Genomic DNA, 19,813 nt, shown 5'->3' on the forward strand with positions numbered 1-19,813 from the left:
ATATGATTAATCGTTAAGGCAACGATTTTTGCCGGCATGCAAATTGTAGAAGAATGCAGGGGTAATCTCCGGCAACTCATCAACCTCTGTTATTTCAACAAATAAGAAGGTTTTTTGAACGGCGGGAGCCGACTATTTCATTCTTTTCGCCACTGCATGCCCGCCAATTGGCATCTCTGATGCCTTCTGCCGACGCGAAATTGATGAAAGAGCGCGATAGTGAGGACCGGCAGCGCTCAGCTTTTTATCTCAATCAATGATTCTTAAGAAGGTTTTTTGAGTGGCGGGAGCCAACTATTTCGTTCTTTTCGCCACTGCATGCCCGCCTACTGGCATCAATGATGTCTTCTGCCGGCGCGAGATTAATGAAAGAACGCGATGGTAAGATCCGGCAGCGTTCAGCCTTTTATCTCAATCAATGATTCTTAAGAAGGTTTTTTGAGTGGCGGGAGCCAACTATTTCGTTCTTTTCGCCACTGCATGCCCGCCAATTGGTATCAATGATACCGATTAGATACTACGGCTCTTTGTAGAAGTTATCTCGTGCATGTTTTGCTCTAGCAAAAATCTTCCGCAAGACCTCGCGATCTTCATCTTCTAATGCATGACGTAATGCATCGATCTTCTTCTGATAGGCCACTAACACCTCTAAAATCGATTCACGATTTTGCAAACAGATATCAGCCCAAAGATCAGGATCTGATGCCGAAATACGGGTAAAATCTCTAAATCCACCGGCAGCAAAACGGAAGATCTCCGCACGGTCATCAAGATTCGCTAAAGTATCAACTGTTGCATAAGCTAAAAGATGTGGAATATGGGAAGTTGCCGCTAAGACCTGATCATGATGCTTGACTCCCATCTCCTCTGTCATTGATCCGGCAGCTTTCCACATATCATGAATCGTTCTAACCGCATCATGACTATTCTCAAGATGTGGAATCACTAAAGTTCGACGATTATCAAAGAGCGAATCGAAAGAGTTTTCAACCCCATGCTTCTCTGTCCCTGCAATCGGATGCGCCGGCACAAAACGCTCTGGCAGATACCCCAACTCCGCTTCAATACTCGCTAATACTGAACCTTTTGTTGAACCAACATCACTTACCACCGCACTCTCTTTAAGATAGGGAGTAATCTCCTTCATAATCTTCCCCATCGCCGTGATAGGCGTTGCAAGAATGATAATGTCGGCATCTTTTGTCGCTTCAACTGGATCGGTATAGATCTCATCTGCAACCCCGAGCTCATAAGCACGCTGTAATGCTGCTTCATCGCGATCATAGGCGATAATTTTGCCCACTGAATTGCTCCGCTTAAGCGCACGCGCAAGAGAACCACCAATAAGGCCAATCCCCATAATGGTAATTCGCTCTTTAAAAAAAGGTTGAGAGAGTTCTATCTTCATGATGTCCTACTTTTCAAAAATCATCTTCAAAATCATCGGCCAACGCCTCTTATTAAAGTATCGAACGCTAGAGTATCAATCCCTAAAATAGAGGCGCAAACTCTAAAGTTTAGCCGATTTTTCTTAATAATACATCTTACGATTATTTCAATCGCCGATTTCAGCAATAATGCCTATTAAAGGCGACTCTTCTCGATGGTTGAAAGAAGTGAATCAAATGCAACAACAAATTGTTCAACACCTGCAGTTTCCAGTAATTGACACACTTCCTCAAGATCGATATTGAGCTCTTTTAACTCAGCAAGACGACTTTTTGCCACCTCAAGATCGCTCTCAAGTTGCGGATAAGGCGTGATACTCTCTTCTAAAAATGCGCTGTAGGTCTTCGGTGGCATTGTATTAACCGTCTCTTTTCCCATCAGGTGATGAACATACATTGTCTCGCTATAACTAGGATCTTTCACGCCAGTTGATGCCCAAAGCAGTCGCTGTGGTTGCATGCCAGCTTTTAATAATGCTTTTACCCGCTCATGCTCCATCTCTCTTAAGAAGTGCTGATAAGCCATTTTGGCATTATCGATTGCGATATGGCCTTTAAGATGAGGCGCTTTCGTTGCAACCTGAGGATCGATAACGGCATCGATACGAGAGATAAAGAAGCTAGCAACAGAGGCGATCTGTAAAATAGGTAAGCCCACTTTCACTCGTGCTTCCAACCCTTTAAAGAAGGCTTCTAAAACTTCACTATAACGTTTTACAGAGAAAATTAAGGTAACATTGACATTGATCCCTTCGGCAATGAGCGCTTCAATGGCGATCAATCCCGCTTTAGTGGCCGGCACCTTAATCATCAAATTAGGTCGATCGATCTCTTCCCAAAGGGCTTTTGCTTCAATAATGGTACCGTTAGCATCATGAGCAAGATCGGGAGAGACCTCTAAGCTCACATAGCCATCACGGTAGCGGCTCTCTTCATATGTGGGGAGAAAGAGATCACAAGCAGCTTGAATATCTTCAATAGCTAATTTAAAGAAGAGTTCCCGTGCTGAGAGTTCATGATTATTAGGATCTTGAATGATAGGGAGATAGGCTTCGCCGCCGGCAATAGCTTTCTCAAAGATTGCAGGATTAGAGGTAACTCCTAATAAGCCCTCTTTTTTGATCATTCTTGCAAGCTCACCATCGTGGCCCAACATTTTACGCTCAATATTATCAAACCATACACTTTGGCCTACAGCCGCTGCTTTACGTATATTTCCCATAACTGAATATGCCCTTATTTATCTACTTAACGACTAACTTCTCACTACTAAAATTGTAATCTGTTACTCAACTGCTCAACTTATTGCGATTTATCTCTCTTAAAACAGCTTATTGAGCTCCCATGGAAGTTCTATTAAAGTTCTATTGAACCTCTTATTTAATCACGACTATTTAACAACAGCTATCTTCCCTAGCTATATTCCTACTATTTATACAAATCAAAACAGAAGCTATGAGCTGCCGGATCTCACTATCTCATATTTCCATAAATCTCGCGCCGGCAGAGGGCAATCATTCGATTGCCGGAATATTACTGCTCTTTAATAAAGCTGATGAATTACCGGAGATCACCATCGCATACTTTCACAATTTGCATGCCGACAAATATCGCTACTTTAGATATCATTCTCGGTGCTGAAAGCGCCAACAGGCGGGCATACAGCGGTGAAAAGAGTGCAATAGTCGACTCCCGCCCCTCAATAAATCTTCTTAAAAATCATTCATTAAAAAAATAGACTGAATGCTGCCGGTCCTTACTATCTCATATTTCCATAAATCTCGCGCCGGCAGAGGCCATCATTCGATTGCCGGAATATTACTGCTCTTTAATAAAGCTAATGAGTTGCCGGAGATCACCATCGCATACTTTCACAATTTGCATGCCGGAAAATATCGCTACTTTAGATATCATTCTCGGTGCTGAAAGCGCCAACAGGCGGGCATACAGCGGTGAAAAGAGTGCAATAGTGGGCTCCCGCCCCTCAATAAATCCTCTTAAGAATTATTCATCAGAAAAAAATAGACTGAACGCTGCCGGTCCTTACTATCTCATATTTCCATAAATCTCGCGCCGGCAGAGGGCAATCATTCGATTGCCGGAATATTACTGTTCTTTAATAAAGCTGATGAATTGCCGGAGATTACCCCCTGCATCCTTCTACAAGTTGCATGCCGGCAAGTATCGTTGCCTTAACGGTTAATCATATTGAAAAAAGAGCTGAACACTGCCGGATCTTACTATCGCGTTTTTCATCAATCTCGCGCCGGCAGATGGCATCATTGATGCCATTATCTGTTGAAACAGTATTAAGGCTGAATTCGGCTCGGTTGATAAAATCTTCCACGCATCCGCTTCATCGTCCCTTTTGGAAGCCAAATATCATAGTGACTTGGAATCTCGGCACGATTATTCTCAATATTACGAAGCCATGCCGGATTGAGCTCAATTAAAGTCGCTTCCGAGAGACCGGTCTCTTTTGCTAAATCACGTAAGAACATCGGCGTTAGAAGCTCAATTCCCTCAATACTACTCTTTAGATAGCGATAACGGAATCCGGGGAAGTAATGCCCGGGATCTTCTGCGATCTTTTTCGCTGCTAAAAATTCAGCATAGAAATTTCGAGAGGCAAATTTAAATGCGCCCTCACTGTAGTTAAAGACCACCAATCCAATATCATTTCCATATCGCTCCTGCGCTCGCATCGAGTGACCAACACCAGCATTATAAGCAGTAATTGCTAATGGCCAATAGGGAACTAAATTGTAGTTATAAGCCATCAATTTTACAGCCCCCTTCGCCGCATGACGCGGATCATAACGGGAATCGAGAACATTAGCACGCATCGGCATAAAGCTTCGTGCCGTCGATGGCATAAATTGCCACATCCCTGCCGCTCCTACCTTCGATCTTGCCCCCATATTAAATGAGGACTCAACATGTGGAAGATAAGCAATCTCCTCCGGCAATCCGGCATCTCTAAAGAGCTTTTTAAAGTAGACAATATAGGGCTCACTACGCTCTAATCCTCGGCGAAACTCTGACTTTAACCCACGCTGACCTCGCAGTCGTTCAGAAGCACCATAGAGCGCCTCTTTTCCACCTGCCTTGATCAACATCTTTTTGATTCGCTCCTGATTCTTACTCAATTTCACCGGCGTCTTGAGAGAAGCTTCTACCACTAAAAGATCATCACGAATCAACTCTGAGATAGTATCCCACGTCATACGATCCCCTTTTCTGATCGGCGCTAATTCATAGACCACATCAAGGTAGCGATTATCATGAAAAGCGACAAGATTATCATCCCAACGCGCATAGACATGCACCCAAAAGTTGACCATCGGTTCCAATGCTTTTGGCTCATCAAAACCATTCTTCATCCTCGGCCCACCGGCACAACTGGCAATAAAAAAGGTGATGGCAAAGAGAAAAATGAGTCGTTTAAAACGGCTAAAAAATGGGGATAAAAACATCTTGGAATGACCCTATAAAGCGGAAAAGGGATTGAGAAAGAGATCAGCAAAGATGCTAATGAGCACTCCCATTAGCATCGATAGCGATCTAAAGTAGAGAACTAGATGAGTGCCTTTGCACGCTCAATCGCTGCTAAAACTTGCTTAGGTGCCGTACCGCCGTAGTGGTTACGCGCCGCAACCGATCCCTCTAAGGTGAGATATTCAAAGACATCTTCATCGATAAGATCAGAGAATTGTTGTAACTCTTCAAGCTGCATCTCAGAGAGATCTCGCGAGGTCTCAACTCCTAAACGAACGGCATTTCCTACCACTTCATGGGCATTTCTAAAAGGCATCCCTTTACGAACGAGGTAATCTGCTAAATCGGTTGCTGTTGAGAAGCCCAATTTTGTACGCGCATACATATTCTCTTTCTTACTTGAGATCGCCGGAATCATATCAGCAAAGGCACGAAGTGAGCCGAGAACGGTATCTACAATATCGAAAAGGGGCTCTTTATCTTCCTGATTATCTTTATTGTACGCAAGCGGTTGGCTCTTCATTAAGGTCAATAGAGAGAAGAGATGGCCATAGACGCGCCCGGTTTTCCCTCTTACCAGCTCAGGAACATCGGGGTTTTTCTTCTGTGGCATGATCGATGAACCGGTACAGAATCGATCTGGAAGATTGATAAAATCAAATGCTGGCGTTGCCCAGAGGACTAATTCTTCTGAGAAGCGCGAAAGATGCATCGCTAAAATCGATGCCGCTGCGGCAAATTCAATTGCAAAATCACGATCTGAGACCGAATCGAGCGAGTTTTCAGAAGGTGCGCTAAATCCTAATAACTTTGCCGAAAGATGACGATCGATCGGATAGGTTGTACCCGCTAAAGCCGCTGCTCCTAATGGTGAGATATTGAGGCGCTTACGACAATCTAGGAAACGCTCACGATCTCTTTTAATCATCTCAAACCAAGCCATCAAGTGGTGACCAAAAGTGATAGGCTGCGCCACTTGAAGGTGGGTAAAGCCCGGCATGATGGTGTCATATTCACGCTCTGCTACCGATAAAATTCCCTCTTGAAGACGTTTTAACTCAAGATCGATATGATCGAGCTCTTTGCGCAACCAAAGGCGGATATCCGTTGCAACCTGATCATTACGTGATCTACCGGTATGAAGGCGCTTGCCGGCAATACCGATCTTCTCTGTTAAGCTCGATTCAATATTCATATGAACATCTTCAAGCTCAATAGACCAAGGAAACTCCCCTGCTTCAATCTCTGCTTTAACGGCTGCAAGCCCATCTTTGATTAGGGTGAAATCTTCTTCAGATAAGATCCCTTGCGTATAGAGCATCTCTGCATGCGCGAGCGATCCTGCAATATCTTCAGCATACATCCTTTGATCGAAATCGACCGATCCTGTAAAGGCTTGAACAAATGCATCAGTACTCTCTGAGAAACGTCCGCCCCACTGTTTATTCACTTTATTCGACATTATCTTTTCCTTCTTCTAACTCTTCATAGAGAGGAAGCATCACTTCTACACGTGTTCCGATCTGCTCTTTTCCAGAGTAGATCGCAATCTTTCCGTTATGCTCCTCTACAATCTTCTTCACAACTGATAAACCTAATCCGGTTCCCTTCTCTTTCGTTGAGACATATGGCTCAAACATTCGATTAATCAAGGATTCATCAATTCCACTACCATTATCGCTGACGGTGAGGCTAAGGTGTGTCTCATCTAATTTTGAGATCTCAACATAGACCTTGCCGAGTAATTGATCCTTCTCCTCCTGACACGCTTCTATCGCATTCTTAATTAAATTATGCAAGAGCTGCCTTAAGCGAATTTCATCCCCATTAACATAGAGGCTTTGTGCCGGTTTTTGTAAAATAACCTCAACACCTCGAACATAATCACTATAGAGGAAAGTGACCTCCTCTGTTAAGGCATTTAGATCGATCTTTTTCAGGTGAAGTTTGGGCGCTCTAGCATATTGGCTAAAGGCATTGACCATCTTCTTCATCGCATTGACTTGGGTAATAATCGTTTGGGTCGATTTTTCTAGGAGGAAGCGATCATCAACCTCCAATTTCCCCTGTAACTTAAAGGCTAAGCGCTCAGCGGAGAGCTGAATTGGTGTTAAAGGATTTTTAATCTCATGAGCAAGACGTCTTGCCACCTCACCCCAAGCGGCTTCCCGCTCGGAGTTGATCAATTGGGTAATATCATCAAAGACAATGGCATAGCCACTCGGTAGACTGCGATTCTCTAAAGGTTCGGAGACTCGGACAGAGAGAATCTGGGTAATTCCTTTTTCAACACGCATCACCTCAAGACGATCATTCTCCCCTCGCTCCCGCTTCTCAAGATAGTTTTGTAGCGGAATAAAGAAGAAGTGGAGAGATTCATCGATCGATTCAAGATGGGAGAGGGTCAACTTCTGTAAGAGTCGGCGATCGGTCTTTAAGATCGAGAGTGCGGCTTCATTAAAGGTTCGGATATTTCCATCATTATCGAGGACTAAAACCCCGGAGGAGAGATTTGCTAAAACCGCCTCTAGATAGGAGCGCTGCGCCACTAGCAGGCGCTGAGAGGCTTTCTCTGCTTCATTAGCTTGACGCAGCTTCATAATCATCTCATTAAATGATTCTGTTAAAAAGCCGATCTCATCATTCGATTTCACCACAATCTCTCGATCAAAATTCCCTTCAGAAACAGCTTTAGAGGCAAGCGAAAGCCTACGAATCGGATTCACTAAGCGTCGTGTTGCAAAATAGGAGCCACCCAATGCTAAAAGAATCGCTAGAAGTGAAACAAGTGTTAAGATCGCAATCAACTGCCCCTTAAGTGATTCTTGAAGTGTCTTATACTGCTTATAGCTCTCAACCGATGCTTGAGTGGAGAGTCCTAACTCCGTATAACGCTGCGGAATCTCATAGATGGCTTGCACCACCCGAGGAATATCAGAATCAACCCGAATGATCACTCGCACCTGTAATTCATCATCTCCCACCGGCTCGAGCCAGACATAATCCATATCATTAAAGACACTCATTAGGACAATATCGTTGGGAAGCTCCGGAAGGTTAACGGTGGTATTACTCGAGCTTGTCGCCAAAATCCGTCCGCGATGATCAAAGACCGTCAGATCGAGGGCATTGGCATCAAAACGGAGATTTTCTAATTCATAAGCGAGATCGAGCGAGGTGAGATCTGCTACCCGCTGACCGATCGATTGGGTAATCTCAAGGGCATCTAATCTGCGTGTCTCTAAGGCCGATTGAGCTAAGGTTAAGGCATCATCGAAACCTTGATCAAGCGATTCATCGAACCAGCTATCGATCCCTCTTTGGATCATAATGCCGGCGAAGAGAAAGAGAATCACAATCGGCACTACTGATAATCCGGAGAAAAAAATCATCATCCGCGCATTGAGTCTAGCGCCGAGTCGTCTCTTGCGCACTCCTTGTAGGAGCTGAATTAAGAAGTAGATCACAAGCGACATCAAAGAGAGAAAGCAGATAGCGCCGGCAATAATGATCCAGGTATAGTAACGGGAATAGAGAACGGCAGACTCAATCGAGCGAACCATTACCCCTAAAATAATCACCAAGAGCAGGGAGAGAAGGAGAAAGAGGCTAAAAGCATGTTTACGGATAAGACTCATTACTTCAATAACTCCCACTTAAACCAATCAGAACTTAACCACCAATTTGAGGATAGATAGGCAGGGATACGAAGGGGCGTTGGCAACGCCTCAATATCGAGCCATAACTTTGCGCGTCCCTCATACTCCTGTAGCATGAGCCCATCGCGATTTTCCATATGAATAACAATCTCCACCGGTGTTGAGATCGAGAGCAGCGCTAAACTTAAGATCGGATAGCTATGCTGCTTCTTTGTCTCTAGATCACGAACTACAAATTGCTTCGAAAGCCCATGATAAAAGAGGAGATAGCGAACCTCTTTGCGATAACTATTTTGACTTAAAAAGCCCTTCTTCTCGATACGAATATCGTAGACAAAGGTCAGCGGAATACCATTGAGAAGCATCTGTTCTTGCTCCTCACTCATCCCGATATGGCTTTTAAGCTTTAAGAGAAGATCGACCGCCGGCAGCTGCCCACTGCTGAGCAGCTCAAGATCTCGAATGCGATCCATCTTTCGCCCAGGATAGTAATACTCATTTTTGATACTTTCGATCATGAGCGAAGAGGACCGTTCATAGGTTGCGGCAAAAAGGGGCATTGAGAGAAGCAGAGAGAGCGGCAATAGCAGCAGCCATCCCAGCATCAGAAAACGCTGAGAACGATGATTCAATGGTGAGATCTGCATATCCCGTTGCACCGCTTTAACTTCTCCTAACTTCATTCCTCTACAATTTCTCTACTACTTCTCTACTTTTTCTCTAAGAGCGCATAGTAGAAACCATCGACACTCTCTTCAGACTTAAAGTAGCGAGGTAAAATCTGAACGCCTACATCTCGCGCTTCACCAAAGGGGAGCATCAATGGTCGCTCTTTTGCATCAGGATGAGATTTTAGAAAGTGACGAATCTGCTGCTCATTCTCATCTTTAAGGATAGAACAGGTAGCATAGAGAAGTCGCCCACCCTCTTTTAAGAGCGTCCAAGCATGATTGAGAATTTCACTCTGAAGCGCGCGTAATTTCTCAATATCAGAGGCTTGACGTAGACGTTTAATATCGGGATGGCGATGCATAATGCCGGTAGCCGAGCAAGGAACATCGAGTAGAATGGCATCAAAGCGTTGCTCGCTTTCATAATCCTGACAAGCAATTGCTTCAATCTCCACAAATTGTGGGATCGATCCCATGACGCGCTCAATATTCTCTTTAACACGAAGAAGACGCTCAGCTGAGCTATCGAGGGCAACTAACCCTGCCATCTCTGGCATGATCTCTAGCAGAGCAGTTGTCTTACCACCTGGCGCAGAGCAGGCATCGAGCAGATACTCCCCTTTTTGCGGCTCTAAAAGCTCAGCTGCAAGTTGTGCCGAAGCATCTTGAACACTTACTAAACCCTCAGCAAAGCCTGGCAATTGCTCTACACTTACCGGCTGATCTAAAACAATCGCGCTCTCAACAAATTGATGGGCCACCGCATCAATTCCTGCGGCCGCTAGTTTTTCAAGATACGCTTCTCGGCTATTTTTCGCTCGATTGACGCGTAAAATCATCTCAGGATGGAGTTGATAGAAGGTACCGATCTCCTCTAATGCCTCTTTTCCCCATTGATTCTCAATTCGTTTAGCAAACCATTGCGGAAGATTGCTACGCCCTGCCATACTCTTAGCCGGCGGTAATTTTCCTCGCTGAATATTGCGTAAAATGGCATTTGTTAACCCTGCGGCCCACTCTTTATCCATCGCTTTTATTAAATTAACCCAATTATTGAGAATGGCATATTCAGCTGTTGCCATCTCCGTCAATTCATAGGCTGCTAAGATCTGGGCAACTTTTACCTCAATCTCTGAATTTTTGATCGGCTTAGAAAGAAGCTGGGAGAGCCGATCTTCTAAGGCATCATATTGTCTTAATGTGCCAAAGAGAAGATGTTGGGCGAAGCGACGTTCATTCTCATTGAGCCGCTCACTGCATCGAGGAAGCGCCTCAGTGAGCGATTCTCCCTGCAAGACAGAACAGAGTGTCTCCACCGCAACGAAACGGGGATCTTTCATTAATTTGGGATATAGCGCTTCTTTAATGGCCATTTATTGTGCTACCTTCTGATCGATTTCATTACCTTTGATGAAGAGTGCGCTCTCCATTCTTCGCTTACCTGCAATCTGCAGCTCTAATACTTCTAATAGATGACCATCACCGGCAACCACATAGAGAGATTCCCCTTCAACATAGAAAGTTCCCGGGAGAGAATCACGCTTGCGATCGCTCTCTAAAACTCGATAGAGCTTTAATAACGCGCCATCTAACTCAGTAAAGGCACCCGGAAAAGGATTGAAAGCATGGATCTTACGTGCGATTGTCGCACCACTCTCCTGCCAATCAATTCTCGCTTCCTCTTTAGTGATCTTTTCAGCATAAGTGATACCTTCTTCCGGCTGAGGCGTTGGCTGACGACTGCCGGCAATCACCTCTGGAATTGTTGCTAATAGCAGTGAGGCACCCACCATCTTAAGACGATCATGTAGCTCTCCGGTCGTCATATGGGGCGTAATTGCAACTCGCTCCTCTTGCCATACAGCACCGGTATCTAAACCGACATCCATCTGCATAATCGCTACGCCACTCTCCTGGTCACCCGCCTCAATCGCACGATGGATCGGTGCGGCGCCACGCCATCTAGGCAGGAGCGATGCGTGAATATTGAGACAACCATATTGCGGCATCTCTAAGATCGCTTTAGGAAGAATCAAACCATAAGCGACCACCACCATCAGATCGGCATTTAGCGCGGCAAATGTTGCTTGCGCCTCCGGATCACGAAGCGTCAATGGTTGATAAACAGGGATATTGTGAGCAACTGCAACCTCTTTTACCGGGGTGAATTGAACCTTCTTTCCTCTTCCTCGCGGGCGATCAGGTTGTGTATAGACCGCAACAACCTCATGCTCTGAATCGAGCAACGCCTCTAATGTTGGAACTGAAAATTCCGGTGATCCCGCAAAGATAATTCTTAACCCCATGTTTGACCTCTTTTTACTGATTCCCGACTGATCGCTCTGATCTTAATTTTGATTTTGATTTTGATTTTGATTTTTGATGATGTCGATATCGATCTCGATGACGCTATCGATATTGAATGCTATTGAGTATTATTAAATATTGTTGAGTGCTGTTGAGTGCTGTTGAGCACTATTGAGTACTACTGCTACTCTAACTCACGCTCTTTGAGGACTTTCTCTAACTTCTTCAAGATACGTTGCTGCTTTAAACGAGAGAGATAATCGATAAAGAGAACACCTTCAAGATGATCATACTCATGTTGAATACAGCGCCCTAAAAGACCATCAGCCTCAAGCTCAAAGAACTCTCCGTTAACATCTTGAGCACGGACTCTTACCGCGACAGGACGAATCACAGGACCGCTATAGAGTGTTGGAAGGGAGAGACATCCCTCTTCTGCTGCATCGGTCTCTTCCGAAACTTCTAAAATTTCAGGATTGATAAAAACTTTGGGATCATTGCGCTCTTCAGAGCAATCAGCAACAAAAATTCGCTGTAAAACATTGACCTGATTGGCGGCTAAACCGACTCCCTTCTCCTCATACATCGTCTCAAACATATCCTCTACCAACTGCTTTAATGTGGCATCAAAGCTCGTGACCGGCGCAGCCTTTTCGCGCAAGGTAGGATGGGGAACTGTAATTACTTCTAAGATTGCCATAAAACTCTCTCTTCTCTCCGGATCTATCTATGAATTTAGTGATGAATCTATTGTTGATTCTCTCTTCTAATATTCTGCCGTTATAAAAGAGGGCATTTTACACTAAATCGGGAGCGCTCGATAGCTTTCCACAAAATTTACTCGCACGCTATCCTTTCGATGAATTCACCCTAAAGAGCGCCTCTTTCCCGCTGCCATGGTTACTTTTTCAGCACCTCAAAGCATTTAGATCAAGCGAAGCGCATCTTATTCTCAAAATAAAGATGATCCGTGCTATAACAGGAAATTAGGCTCAATCTCCTACTTAAGACCCGTTGTAGCCTCTATTGAGAGTCGCTTTTATAGACTCATCTTTGAGAAGAGGATTCTGCTCTAGCAAAATAGTTGCCAAGAGATTGTTATTGTTAATTTATCAATTTCTTACTACCAATTTCGAGCAGTTATGTCCCTTAAAAAGGGAAAAGTTTTCTGCTCTTTTTTTGGGTTTTTACAATTTATAGGGTATTAATTAGAGAGGTATAAAAAATATTATCAAATTTGATTGCCTCCTATTTTCAATAGCGAGAATCAAAATTGAGATAAAAGTTGTAAAAACTTAAAGTAAAAAAATAAAAGTAACCAATAGAAGTAACGATAAAACGACTTATGTAAATTACTTATATAAATTACTTATGAAAAGTTAATGAAAAATTAAAATAAATAGCGTTGGATTAAGGCAGAAGTTCAAGAGTCTTCCCTAATACTTAATAGCCAGGGTCTTGATAACTTCAACTTAGAGACACTCATCCCCCTTTTGCTATCTAGAGCGATCACAATTGAATGATCTCTTCTGATAAAAAAAGAGCGAGAAAAAGAGACTATGCTTAGACCCTCACTAGTCATCTGTGTTGAAAGAGCAGTAATCCAATCAATAACAACAATATGTTCACTGAACATTGAAAGCTTAGGAGTCAAACAGTTATGTATGCTTTAGTCATCAATTGCGGAAGTTCCTCACTTAAGTTTGCGTTAATTCATGCAAAAGAGCGCAATACCGTTATCAGCGGAGGCGCAGAACAGCTCGATACACCCGAGGCCACTTTATCGATCAAATATCATGGAGAGAAAGTTAAAAACAAACTCGAAGATCCCACGCATCTTGGCGCATTTAAGGAGGTCTTCCAGTTTCTCCAAAAAGAGGGTTATGCCGATAAGATCAAAGCAGTCGGCCACCGAGTTGTCCACGGGGGAGAGTACTTCCAAGAATCTGTTGAGATCACTCCTGAAGTTATCGATATTATTAAAAAGTGTGCGCCCTTAGCGCCGATCCACAACCCGGCAAACTTAACGGGAATTCTTGCGGCGAAAGAGGTTCTCCCTGATCTACCGCAGATTGCCGTCTTCGATACAGCCTTCCACCAAACAATGCCGGAAGAAGCCTATCTCTATGGGCTCCCGCTTGAGATCTACGAGAAATATAATATTCGCCGTTACGGATTCCATGGAAGTAGCCATCGCTACATTACCGAGCGAACCGCTAGCATTCTCGATATCCCCCTTGAAAAGCTCAATATTATCAGCTGTCACTTAGGAAATGGTGCCTCCATTGCTGCTATTCGTGGTGGAAAATCGGTCGATACGAGTATGGGCTTGACCCCACTTGAGGGCTTGATGATGGGAACTCGTTCCGGATCACTCGACCCAGGCCTTATCCCCTACCTTGTTGAATGTTTAGATTATGATATCTATGAGATGGATAATCTTCTCAACTTCGACAGTGGACTTCTCGGTATCTCCGGCGTTTCCAATGATTGCCGTATCTTAGAGACAAAAGCAAAAGAGGGACATAAACGTTGCCGCTTAGCGCTCGATATGTTTGGTTACCGTGTTGCGAAGACTATCTCAGAGTATCTTCCGGCACTACAGCGCCTCGATGCTATTGTCTTTACCGGCGGTATCGGTGAGAACTCAGCCTATGTTCGGGAATTGATCATGAGTCAATTAGCTTTCTTAGGCTATCGCTTTAGCAACCCATCTAATAGCTTCTGTACTGGCGGAAAAGAGGGTGTTATCGCCACAAGCTCTAACTTCGGTAAAGCTTTAGTGGTTTGTACCGATGAAGAGGGAATGATCGTTCAAGATACACTTGAAATTGTTGCACAAAAAGAGAAGCAAGCATCATCAATCGATTCAACAGTCGAGCAATAGGAGTTAAATTTCTATGAAGACACTATTTGTAGCACCTACCGGTGATATTAAGAGCTTAACCTCTATCTCCCTTGCGCTCGTTGAAGCGTTACGCAAAGCGGGATTAAAGGTGGGATTTGTCCGCCCTATTGGTGAAGATAATAATCGTTCAGAACAGCTCTATCGCGAACTCTTTAATGATGAAACACCAACGCCGATCTTAGAAGGAGATGTGAATAATGCAATTCGCAATGGCGCCTATGATGATCTATTAGAAGCGGTTGTTGGTCGCGTTACAGAGGCGGCTAAAGGCTTTGATATTGTGGTTGTCGAGGGATTGACCTATCATAGCAGCCGTCCTTATACTCACGATCTCAATGCTGATATCGCAAGAACACTCTGTGCCGGTGTAGTCTTTGCCGGAAACTCCCTTGCAAATACCCCTGAAGAGGTTGCAGCTCACTTCGATCTCAATGCCTATATCTACAGTGAATCTCATATCTGGCTAGCGGGCTATATCATCAATCATGTGAAAGATCCTAAAGCGATCGAGAAGACTGTAACCTTCTGCCAAACTGATTTCTGCCGCTCACTCGATACATTAGGCATTATCCCTGAAAATGAGGCGTTAAAGAGTGATATCGATGCAATCCACTTTATCGCGCAGCAGTTAGAACTAGCGCCACTCATTGAGGCGCTCAAAGCTTCTCAGAGCAATCGTATGCCCCCTTCTGCATTCCGCTACAAATTGATTCAGAGTGCGCAAAAGGCTGATCGCCGTATTGTATTGCCAGAGGGAGATGAGCCTCGAACACTTCGCGCCGCAGCTATCTGTGCAGAACGCGGAATTGCTCGCTGTGTTCTCTTAGGCGATGTTGCTACTATTGAGTCAGTCGCCAAAGCGCACAATATTCACCTTCCCGATCGTGGTATTGAGATGATCGATCCGAAAACCTTGGTAGAAAAATATGTTCCCGGCTTTGTTGAACGCCGTAAGCATAAGGGCGCAGATGAAGCGGTGGCAAGAGAAGCGCTCAAAGATAGCGTTGTCGTAGGAACGATGATGCTCGCCGAAGGGGATGTTGATGGGTTAGTTTCGGGAGCCGTCCATACCACGGCAGATACAATCCGCCCGGCATTTCAACTTATTGGTACAGATAAAAACTCAAAGCTGGTCTCAAGCATCTTCTTTATGTTGATGAAAGATCAGGTTCATGTTTATGGGGACTGTGCCGTTAATCCCAATCCGACACCGGAGCAACTCGCCGATATTGCGATTCAATCTGCTGAATCTGCCAAAATCTTTGGCATTGAGCCTCGCGTAGCAATGCTCTCCTACTCAACAGGAACATCAGGTGCCGGCGAAGAGGTTGAAAAGGTTGCCAAAGCAACTGAGATCGCTAAAGAGAAAGCGCCAGATCTATTAATCGATGGTCCCCTACAATTTGATGCCGCTAGCGTCTTAAGTGTTGGCCAACAGAAAGCACCTAACAGCCCTGTTGCCGGTCGCGCTACCGTCTTTATCTTCCCTGACCTCAATACGGGGAATATCACCTATAAAGCGGTTCAACGCAGTGCTAATGTGGTCTGTATCGGTCCGATGCTGCAAGGTTTAGCAAAACCGGTCAACGATCTCTCCCGCGGTGCGCTTGTAGATGATATTGTCTACACAATTGCCATTACTGCGTTACAAGCAAGCCCTAAGGCTTAAAGCGTGAAAGCGATCAAAAGAGGCTTCGGCGCAAACTAGCGAGATTGATTCTAGATTTGTGTTAGAGTTTGTTATAATAGCGAGCTACCTTAATCGGGTAGCTCTTTCTTCATCAATATTTGATCATTGCTTGTTTGATCGTTATTTACTAGATCGTTACTGCTTGATAGCGAAAATATGAAATCGATCTGAAGAGATAGCTACTACCAAAGAGTAGAATGCGAAATGTCGCAATCAAAATAGCCGCTGAAGAGTCGCGAAGATTAGTTAATTTTAATTGAAGTCCATTGATGAGTTGAGGAATGCTGTGCCTGTCATACGCCGATCACAAAAAGAACCATTTTCTGCAAAACAGATGTACGATTTAGTCAATGATGTGCAATCTTACCCCACCTTTCTGCCTTGGTGTAAGGGGTCACGCATTATCAAATCGACCCCCACAATGATGGAGGCCTCCATTTTAACGGCAAAGGGTCCTCTCAATAAGTGGTTTACAACGCGCAATACTTTAATTGAGAATGAAAAAATCACCCTAAATCTCGTAGATGGTCCTTTTAAACATCTGCGGGGTGAGTGGCGCTTTCGTGATCTTCCTGAAGGGGGATCAGAGATCCATCTTATGATCGATTTCGATTTCTCTTTTGGGCCGGCACGATTACTCTTAACCCCTATTTTTGAAAATATTGCAGGCAGTATGGTTGCTGCCTTTAGTGCTCAAGCGAAGGTGCGTTATGGAAAACTCCTCGGTTAATTCCTTCCTCAATCGCGAAACAACCCCACGCCAACATCGGAAAAATGGATCTTTTATAACGATTGAATTTATCTTGGCACTTCCCGATCGACAACCGATCGAAGAGCAGAAGTTTCAAGAAGGCATTCGCCTAAAAGATGCACTCCCTTTCTTTGCGCTCTACCATGAAGCGTGCCGGGTTATTGAATCTCCCCAATTTGGGATCTTCGGGATTAAAGTGGAGCAAGATCACCTCCTCAGAGAGGGCGATCGCATCGAGGTCTATCGTCCGCTTATTATCGATCCTAAACAGGCGCGTCAAATTCGTGCAGCGCGCGACCCCCGCTTTAAACGAAAAAGTTAAATAAAAAAGTAAAAAGAAACAGCTAAAAGAAAAGGGAATGCCTAACGCTTCCCTCTATTCTTATCTTTTATTTTCATTTTTATTTTCATCTCTATTTTATCTCTACCAGTTAACTGCTAATCACCGCTAAATTCAAACTGGCGCCAGGCTTCATAGACTGCTATCGCCACAGAATTGGAGAGATTAAGACTTCTTCCGGCATTTTCCACCATCGGCAGACGCAAGCGCTGCTCTCCTGGAAGAGAGAAGATAAAATTCTCCGGCAATCCCCGCGTCTCAGGACCAAAGATTAATGCATCTCCCGGCTCAAAACGAGCTTCAAAGAAGTTTCTACTCCCCTTTGTCGTCATCGCATAGATTTGATTAGGTGCAATTGCTTCAAGACATGCACTCAATGAGGGCCAAACTTTCATCGTCGCCCACTCTGCATAATCAAGCCCTGCACGACGAAGTGCTTTCTCCTCTAATGAGAAGCCAAGTGGCTCAATCAGATGCAACTCCGCACCACTATTTGCGCAGAGCCGAATAATATTACCGGTATTTGGCGGAATCTCCGGCTCATAAAGAATAATCGATAACCTCTGATTCATCTCTTCCTCTCTCTCTTACTCTCTCTCTTACTCTCTTTATCATCTACAAAAAAAGAACCTAGAGGGATCTTTCTGTCGATCACAAACTCTAGGTTCTCACTGATTCTAATTAATAACGCCTTGAAAACATCTTTAAAAATATCGTTAAGGATGTCGTTAAGAATAACATCAAGAATGTCATTAAAAACGTTATTAAGAATGAAAAATATGTAACTTAGCACCTCTGTTTGCGCTTCACCCTATCGATCAACTGATCGATTAGGAGAAGTCAATTTACAATAAGGGCAGGATACCCTACTCTTCTGCCGCTTTTGATTTAACAGACTTTGCTGCTTTAACAAAAGCGATAAAGAGTGGGTGACCATCTCTTGGTGTTGATTTAAACTCAGGATGTGATTGCGTTCCCACAAACCAAGGATGATCCTTCAATTCGATAAAATCGATCAATCCGCGATCTTTCGTGCGTCCTGAAACCACAAAGTTTCCATCTTGTAACTGCTCAAGATAATCGAGATTAACCCCATAACGATGACGATGACGCTCGCTAACATCTGCTCGGCCATACGCTTCATACGCTTTAGTGCCTTCTACCAATGTTGCGGGCTGCGCACCGACAGTCATATACCCTTTAAACTCATCTGTTTCGCTATCACGCTGTGGATCTAACATTTTAATCACAGGATATTCCGACGTTGGATCAACTTCGCTCGTATTCGCACCATCAAGTCCTAAGACATTACGCGCATACTCAACAACCGCTAACTGCATTCCTAAGCAGAGTCCTAAGAAGGGGATATTGTGTTCACGCACATATTGAATAGCACGGATCTTACCCTCCATGCCACGCTCACCAAAGCCTCCCGGGATTAAGACTGCATCCATTCCTGCAAATACTGCAGATAACTCAGTCTCATCCATCTCTTCTAACGATGCAGCTTCTACATAGTGAAGCTTGATCTTTGTCTTTGTCTGAATACCAGCATGGAAAAGCGCTTCATTAATCGATTTGTAGGTATCGGTCAATTCTGTATATTTACCAACAATCAAGACATTCGCTACACTATCAGCCGTTGCGATATTCTCTAATACCTGATCCCACTCAGAAAGATCCGCCTCTTTTGCTTGAATATTAAATTGCTCAAGAACAATGCGATCAAGGCCTTGATCATGCAGAATGCCGGGGATTTTATAGATTGAATCAGAATCAACACAAGAGATCACAGCCTCTTCTGCAACAGAGGTAAAGAGTGCAATCTTACGACGCTCTTCTAATGGAATTGGCTCTTCCGTTCGGCAGATTAAGATATCAGGTTGAATGCCGATAGAACGCAACTCTTTAACTGAATGCTGAGTCGGTTTTGTCTTCAACTCACCTGATGCACGTAAAAATGGTACTAATGTTAAGTGAAGGAAGAGTGCTTTTCGAGGCCCCACCTCTGTACGAATTTGGCGAATTGCCTCTAAAAATGGAAGAGATTCAATATCTCCAACCGTTCCACCAATCTCGATCAGTGCGATGTCGGCATCCTGCGCCACATTGTAGATACGATGCTTAATCTCATCAGTGATATGGGGAATCACCTGAACGGTGTTACCGTGATACTCACCTGCGCGCTCACGCTCAATTACGGTCTTATAGACGCGACCTGCGCTAACGCTATTACGACGACTTGCCGTCATACGAATAAAGCGCTCATAGTGACCTAAGTCGAGATCTGTCTCCGCGCCATCATCGGTCACAAAGACCTCACCATGTTGAAATGGGCTCATCGTGCCGGGATCGACATTGATATAAGGGTCCAACTTCATCATTGTAACCTTAAGACCTCTAGCTTCTAAAATGGCACCTAAAGAAGCTGCCGCAATACCCTTGCCTAAAGATGAAACAACGCCACCTGTGACAAATATAAAATGTGTCATGAACCCACCCTGAAATTTATGTGAATAAAAAGTCTATCAGGGATCATAT

Annotated in this window: 15 protein-coding genes; 4 read left to right on the forward strand and 11 right to left on the reverse strand. The window is 44.2% G+C overall.

Annotation, left to right across the window (positions count from 1 at the left end; genetic code table 11):
• Nucleotides 1-517: 517 nt before the first annotated feature.
• The 9 genes from DC077_RS09935 to def all read right to left on the reverse strand — a co-directional run bounded on the left by DC077_RS09935 (nt 518) and on the right by def (nt 12,283).
• Complete coding sequence (locus DC077_RS09935) at nt 518-1,408, reverse strand: prephenate dehydrogenase (RefSeq protein WP_109202500.1); 891 nt, start codon at nt 1,406-1,408, stop codon at nt 518-520.
• Between the two features lie 176 nt (nt 1,409-1,584).
• Complete coding sequence (tal, locus tag DC077_RS09940) at nt 1,585-2,670, reverse strand: transaldolase (RefSeq protein ID WP_109202501.1); 1,086 nt, start codon at nt 2,668-2,670, stop codon at nt 1,585-1,587.
• Nucleotides 2,671-3,757: 1,087 nt separating this feature from the next.
• Nucleotides 3,758-4,924 (reverse strand): lytic transglycosylase domain-containing protein, encoded by a 1,167-nt coding sequence (locus DC077_RS09945; protein ID WP_109202355.1) that lies wholly within the window; start codon nt 4,922-4,924, stop codon nt 3,758-3,760.
• 101 nt (nt 4,925-5,025) lie between these two features.
• Complete coding sequence (argH, locus tag DC077_RS09950) at nt 5,026-6,408, reverse strand: argininosuccinate lyase (RefSeq protein ID WP_192874941.1); 1,383 nt, start codon at nt 6,406-6,408, stop codon at nt 5,026-5,028.
• Nucleotides 6,398-8,584, reverse strand: coding sequence for a sensor histidine kinase (locus DC077_RS09955; protein ID WP_239990262.1), 2,187 nt, complete (start codon nt 8,582-8,584; stop codon nt 6,398-6,400). The genes argH and DC077_RS09955 overlap by 11 nt, the downstream gene beginning before the upstream one ends.
• The gene (locus tag DC077_RS09960) at nt 8,584-9,288 is read right to left on the reverse strand and encodes a DUF4390 domain-containing protein (RefSeq protein ID WP_109202357.1); all 705 of its coding nucleotides are present in this window, start codon (nt 9,286-9,288) and stop codon (nt 8,584-8,586) included. The genes DC077_RS09955 and DC077_RS09960 overlap by 1 nt, the downstream gene beginning before the upstream one ends.
• 26 nt (nt 9,289-9,314) lie before the next feature.
• Complete coding sequence (gene rsmB, locus DC077_RS09965; RefSeq protein WP_109202358.1) at nt 9,315-10,649, reverse strand: 16S rRNA (cytosine(967)-C(5))-methyltransferase RsmB; 1,335 nt, start codon at nt 10,647-10,649, stop codon at nt 9,315-9,317.
• Nucleotides 10,650-11,582, reverse strand: a complete 933-nt coding sequence (gene fmt / locus DC077_RS09970; RefSeq protein WP_109202359.1) for a methionyl-tRNA formyltransferase — start codon at nt 11,580-11,582, stop codon at nt 10,650-10,652.
• Nucleotides 11,583-11,767: 185 nt separating this feature from the next.
• Nucleotides 11,768-12,283 (reverse strand): peptide deformylase, encoded by a 516-nt coding sequence (gene def, locus DC077_RS09975; protein ID WP_109202360.1) that lies wholly within the window; start codon nt 12,281-12,283, stop codon nt 11,768-11,770.
• 960 nt (nt 12,284-13,243) lie between these two features.
• Between def and DC077_RS09980 the strand changes: the two genes are divergently transcribed.
• The 4 genes from DC077_RS09980 (at nt 13,244) to DC077_RS09995 (ending at nt 17,254) form a co-directional block, all read left to right on the forward strand.
• On the forward strand, nt 13,244-14,470 hold the full coding sequence (locus tag DC077_RS09980; protein ID WP_109202361.1) for an acetate/propionate family kinase: 1,227 nt from the start codon (nt 13,244-13,246) through the stop codon (nt 14,468-14,470).
• Between the two features lie 13 nt (nt 14,471-14,483).
• Complete coding sequence (gene pta, locus DC077_RS09985) at nt 14,484-16,160, forward strand: phosphate acetyltransferase (protein WP_109202362.1); 1,677 nt, start codon at nt 14,484-14,486, stop codon at nt 16,158-16,160.
• 307 nt (nt 16,161-16,467) lie between these two features.
• Entirely contained in the window at nt 16,468-16,911 is a 444-nt protein-coding gene (locus DC077_RS09990) for a type II toxin-antitoxin system RatA family toxin (RefSeq protein WP_109202363.1), read from the forward strand.
• Nucleotides 16,892-17,254, forward strand: coding sequence for an RnfH family protein (locus tag DC077_RS09995; protein ID WP_109202364.1), 363 nt, complete (start codon nt 16,892-16,894; stop codon nt 17,252-17,254). Before DC077_RS09990 ends, DC077_RS09995 begins: the two co-directional genes overlap by 20 nt.
• Before the next feature lie 116 nt (nt 17,255-17,370).
• Here the strand turns inward: DC077_RS09995 and DC077_RS10000 are convergent, their stop codons facing one another.
• Together DC077_RS10000 and DC077_RS10010 are read right to left on the reverse strand one after the other, a co-directional pair.
• Nucleotides 17,371-17,844 (reverse strand): tRNA (cytidine(34)-2'-O)-methyltransferase, encoded by a 474-nt coding sequence (locus DC077_RS10000; RefSeq protein ID WP_109202365.1) that lies wholly within the window; start codon nt 17,842-17,844, stop codon nt 17,371-17,373.
• 294 nt (nt 17,845-18,138) lie between these two features.
• A complete protein-coding gene (locus DC077_RS10010; protein ID WP_109202367.1) occupies nt 18,139-19,764 on the reverse strand; it encodes a CTP synthase in 1,626 nt (541 codons plus the stop codon).
• Between the last annotated feature and the right edge of the window lie 49 nt (nt 19,765-19,813).

It is taken from the genome of Ignatzschineria cameli, assembly GCF_003121895.1.
Taxonomy (GTDB): Bacteria; Pseudomonadota; Gammaproteobacteria; order Cardiobacteriales; family Wohlfahrtiimonadaceae; genus Ignatzschineria; species Ignatzschineria cameli.

What these genes read in the sequence shown, in the direction of transcription:
- DC077_RS09995 (WP_109202364.1), top strand. Translation starts at nt 16,892, where the DNA reads ATGGAAAACTCCTCGGTTAATTCCTTCCTCAATCGCGAAACAACCCCA.
- DC077_RS09945 (WP_109202355.1), bottom strand. Translation starts at nt 4,924, where the DNA reads ATGTTTTTATCCCCATTTTTTAGCCGTTTTAAACGACTCATTTTTCTC.
- DC077_RS09935 (WP_109202500.1), bottom strand. Translation starts at nt 1,408, where the DNA reads ATGAAGATAGAACTCTCTCAACCTTTTTTTAAAGAGCGAATTACCATT.
- DC077_RS10010 (WP_109202367.1), bottom strand. Translation starts at nt 19,764, where the DNA reads ATGACACATTTTATATTTGTCACAGGTGGCGTTGTTTCATCTTTAGGC.
- argH (WP_192874941.1), bottom strand. Translation starts at nt 6,408, where the DNA reads ATGTCGAATAAAGTGAATAAACAGTGGGGCGGACGTTTCTCAGAGAGT.
- DC077_RS09980 (WP_109202361.1), top strand. Translation starts at nt 13,244, where the DNA reads ATGTATGCTTTAGTCATCAATTGCGGAAGTTCCTCACTTAAGTTTGCG.
- rsmB (WP_109202358.1), bottom strand. Translation starts at nt 10,649, where the DNA reads ATGGCCATTAAAGAAGCGCTATATCCCAAATTAATGAAAGATCCCCGT.
- pta (WP_109202362.1), top strand. Translation starts at nt 14,484, where the DNA reads ATGAAGACACTATTTGTAGCACCTACCGGTGATATTAAGAGCTTAACC.
- DC077_RS09960 (WP_109202357.1), bottom strand. Translation starts at nt 9,288, where the DNA reads ATGAAGTTAGGAGAAGTTAAAGCGGTGCAACGGGATATGCAGATCTCA.
- def (WP_109202360.1), bottom strand. Translation starts at nt 12,283, where the DNA reads ATGGCAATCTTAGAAGTAATTACAGTTCCCCATCCTACCTTGCGCGAA.
- DC077_RS09955 (WP_239990262.1), bottom strand. Translation starts at nt 8,584, where the DNA reads ATGAGTCTTATCCGTAAACATGCTTTTAGCCTCTTTCTCCTTCTCTCC.
- tal (WP_109202501.1), bottom strand. Translation starts at nt 2,670, where the DNA reads ATGGGAAATATACGTAAAGCAGCGGCTGTAGGCCAAAGTGTATGGTTT.
- DC077_RS10000 (WP_109202365.1), bottom strand. Translation starts at nt 17,844, where the DNA reads ATGAATCAGAGGTTATCGATTATTCTTTATGAGCCGGAGATTCCGCCA.
- fmt (WP_109202359.1), bottom strand. Translation starts at nt 11,582, where the DNA reads ATGGGGTTAAGAATTATCTTTGCGGGATCACCGGAATTTTCAGTTCCA.